The organism is Streptomyces olivaceoviridis (assembly GCF_014650115.1).
Lineage (GTDB): Bacteria > Actinomycetota > Actinomycetes > Streptomycetales > Streptomycetaceae > Streptomyces > Streptomyces olivaceoviridis.
On the sequence record NZ_BMUI01000004.1, the window covers coordinates 360,071 to 372,374 of the forward strand.

At 72.1% G+C, this 12,304-nt stretch carries 11 protein-coding genes; all 11 read left to right on the top strand.

The features are described 5' to 3' along the window. Positions 1-145 precede the first annotated feature (145 nt). The 11 genes from fmt (at position 146) to IE273_RS10910 (ending at position 12,261) form a co-directional block, all read left to right on the top strand. Positions 146-1,078, top strand: coding sequence for a methionyl-tRNA formyltransferase (gene fmt, locus IE273_RS10860; RefSeq protein ID WP_189814919.1), 933 nt, complete (start codon positions 146-148; stop codon positions 1,076-1,078). Positions 1,079-1,354: 276 nt separating this feature from the next. Then, positions 1,355-2,773, top strand: coding sequence for an RsmB/NOP family class I SAM-dependent RNA methyltransferase (locus IE273_RS10865; RefSeq protein WP_189814920.1), 1,419 nt, complete (start codon positions 1,355-1,357; stop codon positions 2,771-2,773). 119 nt (positions 2,774-2,892) lie between these two features. Then, positions 2,893-3,579, top strand: a complete 687-nt coding sequence (gene rpe / locus IE273_RS10870) for a ribulose-phosphate 3-epimerase (RefSeq protein WP_189814921.1) — start codon at positions 2,893-2,895, stop codon at positions 3,577-3,579. 90 nt (positions 3,580-3,669) lie between these two features. Then, on the top strand, positions 3,670-4,713 hold the full coding sequence (locus IE273_RS10875; RefSeq protein ID WP_189814922.1) for a sugar-binding transcriptional regulator: 1,044 nt from the start codon (positions 3,670-3,672) through the stop codon (positions 4,711-4,713). A gap of 72 nt (positions 4,714-4,785) precedes the next feature. Then, on the top strand, positions 4,786-5,184 hold the full coding sequence (locus IE273_RS10880; protein WP_189814923.1) for a guanyl-specific ribonuclease: 399 nt from the start codon (positions 4,786-4,788) through the stop codon (positions 5,182-5,184). Continuing rightward, positions 5,181-5,510, top strand: coding sequence for a barstar family protein (locus IE273_RS10885; RefSeq protein ID WP_189814924.1), 330 nt, complete (start codon positions 5,181-5,183; stop codon positions 5,508-5,510). Before IE273_RS10880 ends, IE273_RS10885 begins: the two co-directional genes overlap by 4 nt. 132 nt (positions 5,511-5,642) lie before the next feature. Next, complete coding sequence (locus IE273_RS10890; RefSeq protein WP_189814925.1) at positions 5,643-7,085, top strand: GuaB1 family IMP dehydrogenase-related protein; 1,443 nt, start codon at positions 5,643-5,645, stop codon at positions 7,083-7,085. Between the two features lie 372 nt (positions 7,086-7,457). After that, positions 7,458-8,945 carry an amino acid permease gene (locus IE273_RS10895; RefSeq protein ID WP_189814926.1) on the top strand — a complete coding sequence of 496 codons (1,488 nt, stop codon included), beginning with the start codon at positions 7,458-7,460 and terminating at the stop codon, positions 8,943-8,945. Between the two features lie 27 nt (positions 8,946-8,972). Then, positions 8,973-9,425: an Lrp/AsnC family transcriptional regulator gene (locus tag IE273_RS10900; RefSeq protein WP_014671501.1), complete on the top strand. Its 453-nt coding sequence runs from the start codon at positions 8,973-8,975 to the stop codon at positions 9,423-9,425. Positions 9,426-9,727: 302 nt separating this feature from the next. Further along, positions 9,728-10,516: a carbon-nitrogen hydrolase family protein gene (locus IE273_RS10905; protein WP_189814927.1), complete on the top strand. Its 789-nt coding sequence runs from the start codon at positions 9,728-9,730 to the stop codon at positions 10,514-10,516. A 47-nt stretch (positions 10,517-10,563) separates the two neighbouring features. After that, the gene (locus IE273_RS10910; protein WP_189814928.1) at positions 10,564-12,261 is read left to right on the top strand and encodes a flavin monoamine oxidase family protein; all 1,698 of its coding nucleotides are present in this window, start codon (positions 10,564-10,566) and stop codon (positions 12,259-12,261) included. Positions 12,262-12,304 lie beyond the last annotated feature (43 nt).

Here is a 12,304-nt window from a genome sequence, read left to right on the forward strand (position 1 = left end):
CTTGACCAACGCGCTCGCGCTCCGCTGGTCACGGGGTGGGGGCGTACGGGCATATGCGTACGCCGCCCACCCGCTCGCGCGCCGCCCATGGTCATAGACTGGTGCGCTGCCCGCCGACCCCCGCCCGAGAGGCCCGATCCCGCCCATGAAGCTCGTCTTCGCCGGTACCCCCGAGGTCGCCGTTCCCGCTCTGGACGCTCTGCTCGCCTCCGGGCGGCACGAGGTGGCCGCCGTCGTCACGCGGCCCGACGCCCCCGCCGGGCGCGGACGCAGGCTGGTCGCGTCGCCCGTGGCCGAGCGGGCGGAGGAGGCCGGGATCGAGGTGCTCAAGCCGCTGAAGCCCCGGGACCCGGAGTTCCTGGAGAGGCTGCGGGAGATCGCCCCGGACTGCTGCCCGGTCGTCGCCTACGGCGCCCTGCTGCCGAAGGCCGCCCTGGACATCCCCGCCCACGGCTGGGTCAACCTGCACTTCTCGCTGCTGCCCGCCTGGCGCGGCGCCGCGCCGGTCCAGCACGCCATCATGGCGGGCGACGAGATCACCGGGGCGTCCACCTTCCTCATCGAGGAGGGCCTGGACTCCGGGCCCGTCTACGGCACCGTGACCGAGGAGATCCGCCCCACCGACACCAGCGGCGACCTGCTCACCCGGCTCGCCTTCGCGGGCTCGGGGCTGCTCGCCGCGACCATGGACGGCATCGAGGACGGCACGCTGAAGGCCGTACCGCAGCCCGCCGAGGGCATCACCGTGGCGCCGAAGATCACCGTCGAGGACGCTCAGGTGGACTGGGCCGCGCCCGCGTTGCGCGTCGACCGGGTCGTGCGCGGCTGCACGCCCGCGCCGGGTGCCTGGACCACCTTCCGCGGCGAGCGGCTCAAGCTCGTCCAGGTCACGCCGGTGCCCGAGCGCACGGACCTCGCGCCGGGCCGGCCGGCGGTGGGCAAGAACAGCGTGCACGTGGGCACGGGGTCGTACGCCGTCGAACTGCTCTGGGTGCAGGCCCAGGGCAAGAAGCCGATGCGCGCGGCCGACTGGGCCCGCGGGGTACGCATCGCGGACGGCGAGACGCTGGGCGGCTGACGCCCTGGGCGGCGGCACGGCTGACGCTTCGCAGAGGGGCACGCGGGCCCCGGTGCCGGGCGGCTGATGCCCCACGCGGTGCTGTTGGGCCCGGGGCGCCCACGCGCCGCTGTTGCCCCGGGGCGCGGCGGCCGGCCCGCGGGCAGCGGTCGCCCCTCCCCGCGCCGGCCGTCGGCCCGGCGGCGGCACGGTCGGGCCCGGGCGGTGGGCCCCCGGCCGAGTGGGGCGACGTACGCTGGAGGCGCATCCCCCCTTCACACCCGGAGCACCTTTTTCGTGAGCGAGCAGTCCCGGCGGCCCCGCAAGCCCGCCAAGCCCTACCGCCGTCCCCAGAAGGACCCCGTCCGCTTCCTGGCCTTCGAGGCGCTGCGCGCGGTGGACGAGCGGGACGCGTACGCCAACCTCGTGCTGCCCCCGCTGCTGCGGAAGGCCCGCGAGCAGGGCGACTTCGACGCCCGGGACGCCGCCCTCGCCACCGAGCTGGTGTACGGCACGCTGCGCCGGCAGGGCACGTACGACGCCGTCATCGCCGCCTGTGTCGACCGGCCGTTGCGTGAGGTCGACCCGCCGGTCCTCGACGTGCTGAGCCTGGGCGCGCACCAGTTGCTCGGCACGCGCATCCCCACGCACGCGGCCGTGTCCGCCTCGGTCGAGCTGGCCCGGGTCGTACTCGGGGACGGGCGGGCCAAGTTCGTCAACGCCGTGCTGCGGAAGGTGGCCCAGGACGATCTCGACGGCTGGACCGAGAAGGTGGCGCCGCCCTACGACGAGGATCCCGAGGCCCACCTCGCCGTCGTGCACTCGCACCCCCGCTGGGTCGTCTCCGCGCTCTGGGACTCCCTCGGCGGCGGCCGGGCCGGCATCGAGCGGCTGCTGGCGGCGGACAACGAGCGGCCCGAGGTGACGCTCGTCGCCCGGCCGGGCCGGGCCACCACCGAGGAACTGCTCCGCGAGGACGCCGCCGTACCCGGGCGCTGGTCGCCGTACGCCGTGCGGCTCGCCGAGGGCGGCGAGCCGGGCGCGGTCGAGGCCGTGCGCGAGGGACGCGCGGGCGTCCAGGACGAGGGCAGCCAGCTGGTCGCCCTCGCGCTGGCGAACGCCCCGCTCGACGGCCCCGACGAGAAGTGGCTCGACGGCTGCGCCGGACCGGGCGGCAAGGCAGCGCTGCTGGCCGCGCTCGCCGCCGGGCGCGGGGCCACGCTGCTCGCCTCGGAGAAGCAGCCGCACCGGGCCGGGCTGGTGGCCCGGGCCCTGCACGGCAACCCGGGGCCGTACCAGGTCGTCGCCGCCGACGGCACCCGCCCGCCGTGGCGGCCCGGCAGCTTCGACCGGGTGCTGGTGGACGTCCCGTGCACCGGCCTCGGCGCCCTGCGCCGCCGCCCCGAGGCCCGCTGGCGCCGCCGCCCCGAGGACCTGGACGACTTCGCCCCGCTCCAGCGCGGCCTGCTGCGCACCGCCCTCGACTCCGTCCGCGTCGGCGGCGTCGTCGGCTACGCCACCTGTTCCCCGCACCTGGCGGAGACCCGCGCGGTCGTCTCCGACGTGCTCAAGCAGCGCCCGGACACCGAGCTGATCGACGCCCGCCCCCTCCTCCCCGGCGTCCCCGACCTCGGCGAGGGCCCGGACGTCCAGCTCTGGCCGCACGTACACGGCACGGACGCGATGTACCTGGCGTTGATCCGCAGAACCGGATGACCCGGCGTCCTGAAAGGGGTGCGGGGAACCGTGCGAGCGGCCCCCACCGGCCCGGCGGCCGGACCACGACCCGAGGACCGCGGCTACAGCCCGGCGCGGCGACATGGCAGGCTTGGGTCATGGCCGTGCAGATCAACCCCAGCATCCTGTCCGCCGACTTCGCCCGCCTCGCGGAGGAGGCCAAGGCGGTCCAAGGCGCCGACTTCCTCCATGTCGACGTCATGGACAACCACTTCGTCCCGAACCTCACGCTCGGCGTGCCGGTCGTGGAGTCCCTGGCCCGTGCGACGGACACCCCGCTGGACTGCCATCTGATGATCGAGGACCCCGACCGGTGGGCGCCTCAGTACGTCGAGGCGGGGGCGTCGTCGGTCACCTTCCACGTGGAGGCCGCCGCCGCACCGGTGCGGCTCGCCCGGGAGCTGCGCGCCAAGGGCGCCCGCGCCTCCATGGCGCTCAAGCCGGCGACGCCGATCGAGCCGTTCGAGGACCTGCTGCCGGAACTCGACATGCTGCTCGTCATGACGGTGGAGCCCGGCTTCGGCGGCCAGGCGTTCCTGGACATCATGCTGCCGAAGATCCGCCGCACCCGTGAGCTGATCAAGAAGCACGGTCTGGAGCTGTGGTTGCAGGTCGACGGCGGGGTCTCGGCCTCGACGATCGAGCGGTGCGCGGACGCGGGAGCGGACGTGTTCGTCGCCGGCTCGGCCGTCTACGGTGCGAAGGACCCGGCGGAGGCCGTACGTGCCCTGCGCGCCCAGGCGGAGGCGGCCACCGCCAAGGCGTCCTGGGCATGCGACCACTGAGCCACGGCCAAGTGAACGGTTAAGTGAACGGCGCCCATCAGGGCAGATCAGTCGCCCCGAATCTGCAAGGATGAACGGCGAATCCAGAGTGTGAACAGCAGTGAGGAGATCGCCGTGTCGGGTATGTCGGCGGGCCGGTCAGCCATGCGGATGGGACCCGCTGAGCTGGTGCAGGCGGCGGCCATGGCCCGCCGCTTCTACCTCGAAGGCAAGTCCAAGATCCAGATCGCGGAGGAGTTCGGCGTCAGCCGCTTCAAAGTGGCCCGGGTACTGGAGACTGCCCTCGAAAGGGACCTCGTACGCATCGAGATCCGCGTGCCGGCCGAACTGGACGCCGAGCGCTCCGACGCGCTCCGCGCCCGCTACGGCCTGAGGCACGCCGTCGTGGTCGAATCCCCGGCCGAGGCCGAGGAGACCCCCGACCCCGAGAACCTCGGCGAGGTCGCCGCCGACCTGCTCGGCGAACTCGTCAACGAGGGGGACGTGCTCGGGCTGGCCTGGGGCCGGTCCACCATCCACATGGCGGCGGCGCTCGACCGGCTGCCGCCGTGCACGGTGGTGCAGCTGACGGGCGTGTACGACGCCGGGACCGCCGAGCGCGGCTCGGTGGAGGCCGTCCGCCGGGCCGCCCAGGTGTCCGGCGGTGACGCGCACCCCATCTACGCGCCGATGCTGCTGCCGGACGCGGCCACCGCGGGGGCGCTGCGCCACCAGACCGGGATCGCCCGGGCCTTCGAGTACTTCGACAAGGTCACGGTCGCGTGTGTCTCCATCGGCTCCTGGGAGCCGGGCATCTCGACCGTGCACGACATGCTCAGCGACGAGGAGCGCGCGCACTACGCCTCGCTCGGGGTCGCCGCCGAGATGTCGGCCCACCTCTTCGACGCCGAGGGGCGCCGGATCGGGCGGGACCTGGGCGAGCGGTGCATCACGGTCAAGGCCGACCAGCTGCGCCGTGTCCCGGAGGTCGTGGCCATCGCGGGCGGGCAGCGCAAGGCCGCCGCGATCGACGCGGTGCTGCGCTCCGGGCTGGTCACCAGCCTGGTGACCGACACCTCGGCCGCCGACTACCTGATGACGGCGGGTCCGACCCCGAAGCCGGCGCTCAGCCGTCAGGACCCCGACGGGGTCTGACCGGGCCCGCCACCGGGTCCGGCCGGACCCGGTGGCGGGCCGTGGCGGGACGGCCGTGGCAGCATCGTCCGCATGCTGCCACGGTTCGTCTCCCGCGCTCTCGCCGGGCTGCTGGTCTGCCTCGCCGTTCTCCTGACGGGGTGCGCCGGCGCCTCCGGCCCCGCCTCCCCGGCGTCCCCGGCCTGGGCGCGGGGCATGGCCACCGTCCAGGAGTCCCGCCTCCCGGCCGAGGCCCGCGGGACACTCGCCCTCATCGACAAGGGCGGCCCCTTCCCCTACGCCAAGGACGGGACCGTCTTCGGGAACTTCGAAAGACGCCTGCCGGAGCACCGGCGCGGCTACTACCACGAGTACACCGTGCCGACCCCCGGCTCGCACGACCGCGGGGCCCGGCGCATCGTCACCGGGCAGGGCGGGGAGTTCTACTACAGCGGTGATCACTACGAGTCGTTCCGGGCGGTACTGAGATGAGCGAAGACCTGACCGGCCGTTTCGTGGTCGCGCTCGACCTCGACGGCGTCACGGACAAGGCCGGCCTGATGGACCGCGCCGCGCGGGCCCTGTCGCTGCCCGACTGGTTCGGCCGGAACTGGGACGCGCTGGCCGACTCCCTGTCCGACCCGTCCGTGTGGCCGCGGCAGGCCGAGGGCAGCGGGCTCCTGGTCGTCGTACGGGGCTGGGAGGGCTACGCGAGGGAGCGGCCCCAGGAGTGGGAGACCGCCCAGGAGGTGTTCGCCCAGGCCATGGGCGTGATGCCGGCGCTCACCGTCGCCCTCGCCCTTGGAGGAACCTCCTAGCTGATCGGCGCCGACCCTGGATGATCCGTCAGGGCATGACACCGGCCCCGACATGGGACAATGAAGTACGTGCTCTTTCCCCCTGGCACACCTGTCAGGGGGTCGCCTCTGATCGACTGGGATGTGCAGCACGTGCGTTTCCTCAATGACATCCAGCCCGCGTACGACCTGACGTACGACGACGTGTTCATGGTGCCGAGCCGTTCCGCGGTCGGCTCGCGTCAGGGCGTGGACCTCGCCTCGCCGGACGGCACGGGCACCACCATCCCGCTCGTCGTCGCCAACATGACCGCCATCGCCGGCCGCCGCATGGCCGAGACGGTGGCCCGCCGGGGCGGCCTGGTGGTCATCCCGCAGGACATCCCGATCGACGTCGTCACCGACGTGATCTCCTGGGTGAAGAGCCGCCACCTGGTGCTCGACACCCCGATCGTGCTGGCCCCGCACCAGACCGTCGCCGACGCCCTGGCGCTGCTGCCCAAGCGGGCGCACAACGCCGGCGTGGTCGTGGACGAGAACCACCGGCCCGTCGGTGTCGTCACCGACGCCGACCTGTCCGGTGTCGACCGCTTCACCCAGCTCGAAGTCGTCATGTCCAAGGACCTGCTCCTGCTGGACGCCGACATCGACCCGCGCGAGGCCTTCAACACCCTCGACCAGCACAACCGCCGCTACGCACCGGCCGTCGACAAGGACGGCAAGCTCGCCGGCATCCTCACCCGCAAGGGCGCGCTGCGCGCCACGCTGTACACGCCGGCCGTGGACGCGAACGGCAGGCTGCGGATCGCCGCCGCCGTCGGCATCAACGGCGACGTCGCGGGCAAGGCCAAGCAGCTGCTCGACGCGGGCGTGGACACGCTCGTGATCGACACCGCGCACGGCCACCAGGAGTCGATGATCAACGCCATCAAGGTGGTGCGCGCGCTCGACCCGCGGGTGCCGATCGCCGCGGGCAACATCGTCTCCGCCGAGGGCGTCAAGGACCTGATCGACGCCGGCGCGGACATCATCAAGGTCGGTGTCGGGCCGGGCGCCATGTGCACCACCCGCATGATGACCGGCGTGGGCCGCCCGCAGTTCTCCGCCGTCCTGGAGTGCGCGGCCGAGGCCAGGAAGTACGGCAAGCACGTGTGGGCCGACGGCGGTGTCCGCCACCCGCGTGACGTCGCCATGGCGCTCGCCGCCGGCGCGTCCAACGTGATGGTCGGCTCCTGGTTCGCGGGCACCTACGAGTCGCCCGGTGACCTCCAGCACGACGCGAGCGGTCGCGCCTACAAGGAGTCGTTCGGCATGGCCTCCGCGCGTGCGGTGGCCAACCGCACGTCGGAGGAGTCGGCGTACGACCGCGCCCGCAAGGCGCTGTTCGAGGAGGGCATCTCCACCTCCCGCATGTTCCTCGACCCGGCCCGACCGGGCGTCGAGGACCTGATCGACGCGATCATCGCGGGCGTCCGCTCCTCCTGCACCTACGCCGGTGCCGGCTCCCTGGAGGAGTTCGCCGAGAAGGCCATCGTCGGCATCCAGAGCGCGGCCGGCTACGCCGAGGGCAAGCCGCTGCACGCCAGCTGGAACTGATCCCCGCTCCGCGCCGACGGCCCCCGTCGATCCCGTGCCCGGGAACGACGGGGGCCGTCGGCGCGTCCGGCGCACGAGAGGGAAGCCGGCCGGGAAACGGGACCCCCGGGACGCGTGCGCAAAGGTCGGCAGGTCACGCGCAACGATTTGTCATTCCGTCCCGATGAACGCAATGATCATGCGGGTAGACGCAAGGTTGCTGCATTACGCCCGTGAAGGCCCGCCTCATAGGGTGCTGCGCTAGTACGTGGCGTGGCGGGGACCCCGCTCGGCGGGTTCCTGCCCTCGCAGGCTCCGCCGGTTCCCGCCCACGAGGGCCGGCGCTCTTGCCGGCCCGCCCCGCAACCACCGGCAGCGATAAGGAGCCAGCGCGTGCTCGACCAAGGCGCACCCCCGCACCACCAGCCAACGGCGGCCCCCGCGTCCCCGGGCGTCGCCGCGCGCCTCATGCGTCGCAAGCCCGTGGAACACCTGGTCGCGGAGGGCGGCCACGGTGAGGGAGGGCAGCTCAGGCGCTCCCTCGGGCTGTGGCAGCTGACCATGATCAGCATCGGTGCCACCCTCGGCACCGGCATCTTCGTCGTCCTCGGCGACGCCGTCCCCAAGGCCGGTCCCGCGGTCACCCTCGCCTTCGTCATCGCCGGTCTCACGGCGCTGTTCTCGGCCCTGTCGTACGCCGAACTGGCCGGCAGCATCCCGGTCGCCGGCTCCTCCTACTCGTATGCGTACGCAACGATGGGCGAACTGGTCGCCTGGGTCTGCGGCTGGTGTCTCGTGCTGGAGTACGGCGTCTCGGTGGCCGCGGTCGCCGTCGGCTGGGGCGAGTACCTGAACGAACTGCTGGACGGCACCATCGGCGTCACCATCCCGGCCGCCCTGTCCTCGGCGCCGGGCGAGGGCGGCGTCATCAACCTGCCGGCCCTGATCGTCGTCCTGCTGGCGATGGTGCTCCTGCTCGGCGGCGCGCGGGAGTCCGCCCGCGCCAACACGATCATGGTCTGTGTGAAGATCGCCGCGCTGGTGCTGTTCTGCGCGATCGGCGTCATGGGCTTCAAGTCGGGCAACTACGCCGACTTCATGCCGCTCGGCATCACCGGCGTCAGCGCCGCCGGTGCCACGCTGTTCTTCTCCTACATCGGCTTCGACGCCGCCTCCACCGCCGGTGAGGAGGCGAAGGACCCCAAGCGGGACCTGCCGCGGGCGATCATGCTGTCGCTGATCATCGTGACCGCGCTGTACGTGCTCGTCGCGGCCGTCGCCGTCGGCGCCTGGAACTGGAAGAAGTTCGACGGTTCCGAGGCCGCCCTCGCCGGGATCATGAACGACGTCAGCGGTCAGACCTTCTGGGGCACGCTGCTCGCGCTCGGCGCGGTCATCTCCATCGCGAGCGTGGTGCTCACCGTGCTCTACGGCCAGACCCGCATCCTCTTCGCGATGGCCCGCGACGGCCTGGTGCCGAAGGCGCTCGGCAGGATCCACCCGAAGACCGGCGCGCCCCGCCTCAACACGGTGATCGTGTCCCTCTTCTGCGGTGCGCTCGCCGCCCTCATCCCGCTGGGCAAGCTCGTCGACGCCACCAGCATCGGCACGCTGTTCGCCTTCGGCCTGGTCAACATCGCGGTGATCGTGCTGCGGGTCAGGCGCCCGGAGCTGGAGCGCGCGTTCAGGGTGCCGTTCGGCCCGGTCCTGCCGGTGCTGGGCTTCCTGTTCTGCGCGTACAACATGTTCAGCCTCGACACCGTCACCTGGGTGGTCTTCGGATGCTGGATGGCCGCCGGGCTCGTGTTCTACTTCCTGTACGGCTACCGCCGTTCCCGTCTCGCGGCCGATGACGCTCTCGCGGCGACGGCAGAGAAGTGACCGGACCGAAGAAGTGAACGACCCCCAGTGCTGAACGATCTCGACGAACGCATCGTGCACGCCCTCGCCGAGGACGCCCGCCGCTCCTACGCGGACATCGGGCAGATGGTCGGTCTGTCCGCGCCCGCGGTGAAGCGGCGCGTGGACCGGCTGCGGGCCACCGGAGCCATCACCGGATTCACCGTGCGGGTGGATCCGGCGGCGCTCGGCTGGGAGACCGAGGGGTTCATCGAGATCTACTGCCGGCGGAACACCTCGCCGGAGACGATCCAACGGGGGCTGGAGCGGTACCAGGAGGTCGTGGCCGCGTCCACCGTCACCGGGGACGCGGACGCCGTCGCGCAGGTCTTCGCGTCCGACATGCGCCACTTCGAGCGGGTGCTGGAGCGGATCGCCGGGGAGCCGTTCGTGGAGCGGACCAAGTCGGTGCTGGTGCTGTCGCCGCTGCTGCGCCGCTTCTCCTCCGGGGCGCCGGGATAGGAGCGGACCATGGCTCGGGGCGCCTTGTCGTCACCGGCTGCGGATCAGCTCCCTGAAGGGGCGCGGGGAACCGCGCGAGCGCCCCGGACCACCCGCACCCGGCCGACGACAAGGCGCCCCGAGCCCTTTTCCGTGCTCCTCCCGTCACCCTTACCGGCCCCGCGCAACGAATCGCCGCCCAGCCCGTCCTCGGCGCAACAAACCGCGCACCGGCGCGCAACGGCTCCTTCTTGTCCGGCCGAGCGCGCCGAACGTACCTTCTTCCTGGCCCCCCAAACCCCCCGTTCCGGTGAGGATCACGCATGCGCACCGCCCTGCTCCAGAGCTCCGGCCGTCCCGGCTCGATCACCGAGAACCTCAAGGTCCTCGACGAGGCCGCGGGCCGGGCCGCCGCCGCGGGCGCCGGACTGCTGGCCGCACCGGAGATGTTCCTCACCGGGTACGCGATCGGCGACGGCATCGCCCGCCTCGCCGAGCCCGCCGACGGCGACTCCGCCGACGCGATCGCCGAGATCGCCACCCGGCACGGCCTCGCCCTCGCCTACGGCTACCCCGAGCGCGACGGCGACGCCGTCTTCAACTCCGCCCAGCTGATCTCCGCCGACGGCACCCGGCTCGCCAACTACCGCAAGACCCACCTCTTCGGCTGCTTCGAGCGCGACCACTTCACGCCGGGCGAGCAGCAGGTCGTCCAGGCCGAGCTGAACGGCCTCACCGTGGGCCTGCTGATCTGCTACGACGTCGAGTTCCCGGAGAACGTCCGCGCCCACGCCCTGGCCGGCACCGACCTGCTGGTCGTGCCGACCGCGCAGATGCACCCCTTCCAGTTCGTCGCCGAGTCGATGATCCCGGTGCGCGCCTTCGAGAACCAGATGTACGTCGCCTACGTCAACCGGGTCGGCCAGGAAGGCGAGTTCGAGTTCGTCGGCCTCTCCGTCCTCGCCGGTCCCGACGGCGTCGCCCGCACCCGCGCCGGCCGTGCCGAGCAGTTGGTGCTCGCCGACGCCGACCCCGCCTTCCTGGCCGCATCCCGCGAGCACAACCCGTACCTGGAGGACCGCCGCCCCGGTCTGTACGGGTCCCTCGTCTGAACACCCGAGCCTTCCCCCGAACCACCCGTGCAAGGAGTCCGTACCCCATGACGTCCACGGTGCCCAACGCCGTCGAGCACACCGACGAGCAGCAGCCGCCGATCACCATGTTCGGCCCGGACTTCCCCTACGCCTACGACGACTTCCTCGCCCACCCGGCGGGCCTCGGCCAGGTGCCGGCGACCGAGCACGGCACCGAGGTCGCGATCATCGGCGGCGGCCTGTCCGGCATCGTGGCCGCGTACGAGCTGATGAAGATGGGTCTCAAGCCCGTCGTCTACGAGGCCGACCAGATCGGCGGCCGGCTCCGCACGGTCGGTTTCGAGGGCTGCGACGACTCGCTGACCGCCGAGATGGGCGCGATGCGCTTCCCGCCGTCCTCCACCGCGCTCCAGCACTACATCGACCTGGTCGGCCTGGAGACCAGGCCCTTCCCGAACCCCCTGGCCGAGGCGACCCCGTCCACCGTGGTCGACCTCAAGGGCGAGTCGCACTACGCCGAGACGATCGACGACCTGCCCCAGGTGTACCGGGACGTCGCCGACGCCTGGAACAAGTGCCTGGAGGAGGGCGCCGACTTCTCCGACATGAACCGCGCCATGCGCGAGCGGGACGTCCCGCGCATCCGCGAGATCTGGGCGAAGCTCGTCGAGAAGCTGGACAACCAGACCTTCTACGGTTTCCTCTGCGACTCCGAGGCCTTCAAGTCCTTCCGGCACCGCGAGATCTTCGGCCAGGTCGGCTTCGGCACCGGCGGCTGGGACACCGACTTCCCGAACTCCATCCTGGAGATCCTCCGCGTCGTCTACACCGAGGCCGACGACCACCACCGCGGCATCGTCGGCGGCTCCCAGCGGCTGCCGCTGCGGCTGTGGGAGCGCGAGCCGGAGAAGATCGTCCACTGGCCGTACGGGACGTCCCTGAAGTCGCTGCACGTGGACGGGGAGCCCCGCCCGGCCGTGACCCGGCTGCACCGCACCGCCGGCAACCAGATCACCGTCACCGACGCGCACGGCGACATCCGCACCTACAAGGCGGCCATCTTCACCGCCCAGTCCTGGATGCTGCTGTCCAAGATCGCCTGCGACGACTCGCTGTTCCCGATCGACCACTGGACCGCGATCGAGCGCACCCACTACATGGAGTCCAGCAAGCTGTTCGTGCCGGTGGACCGGCCGTTCTGGCTGGACAAGGACGAGGACACGGGCCGGGACGTCATGTCGATGACGCTCACCGACCGCATGACCCGCGGCACCTACCTGCTGGACGACGGCCCGGACAAGCCCGCCGTCATCTGCCTGTCGTACACCTGGTGCGACGACAGCCTGAAGTGGCTGCCGCTGTCCGCGAACGAGCGGATGGAGGTCATGCTGAAGTCGCTCGGCGAGATCTACCCGAAGGTCGACATCAGGAAGCACATCATCGGCAACCCGGTGACCGTCTCCTGGGAGAACGAGCCCTACTTCATGGGCGCGTTCAAGGCCAACCTGCCCGGCCACTACCGCTACCAGCGGCGCCTGTTCACGCACTTCGTGCAGGACCGGCTGCCCGAGGACAAGCGGGGCATCTTCCTCGCCGGCGACGACATCTCCTGGACGGCCGGCTGGGCCGAGGGTGCCGTGCAGACCGCGCTGAACGCGGTCTGGGGCGTCATGCACCACTTCGGCGGCGCGACCGACGCGGCGAACCCCGGCCCGGGTGACGTCTACGACGAGATCGCGCCGGTGGAGCTTCCCGAGGACTGACCCGGGAGACGGACCAGGGCGCGGGCGGCCGGCCACGGACTCC

Coding starts and splice junctions, on each gene's coding strand:
- fmt (WP_189814919.1), top strand. CDS start 146: ATGAAGCTCGTCTTCGCCGGTACCCCCGAGGTCGCCGTTCCCGCTCTG.
- rpe (WP_189814921.1), top strand. CDS start 2,893: ATGGCCGTGCAGATCAACCCCAGCATCCTGTCCGCCGACTTCGCCCGC.
- IE273_RS10880 (WP_189814923.1), top strand. CDS start 4,786: ATGCTGCCACGGTTCGTCTCCCGCGCTCTCGCCGGGCTGCTGGTCTGC.
- IE273_RS10885 (WP_189814924.1), top strand. CDS start 5,181: ATGAGCGAAGACCTGACCGGCCGTTTCGTGGTCGCGCTCGACCTCGAC.
- IE273_RS10905 (WP_189814927.1), top strand. CDS start 9,728: ATGCGCACCGCCCTGCTCCAGAGCTCCGGCCGTCCCGGCTCGATCACC.
- IE273_RS10910 (WP_189814928.1), top strand. CDS start 10,564: ATGACGTCCACGGTGCCCAACGCCGTCGAGCACACCGACGAGCAGCAG.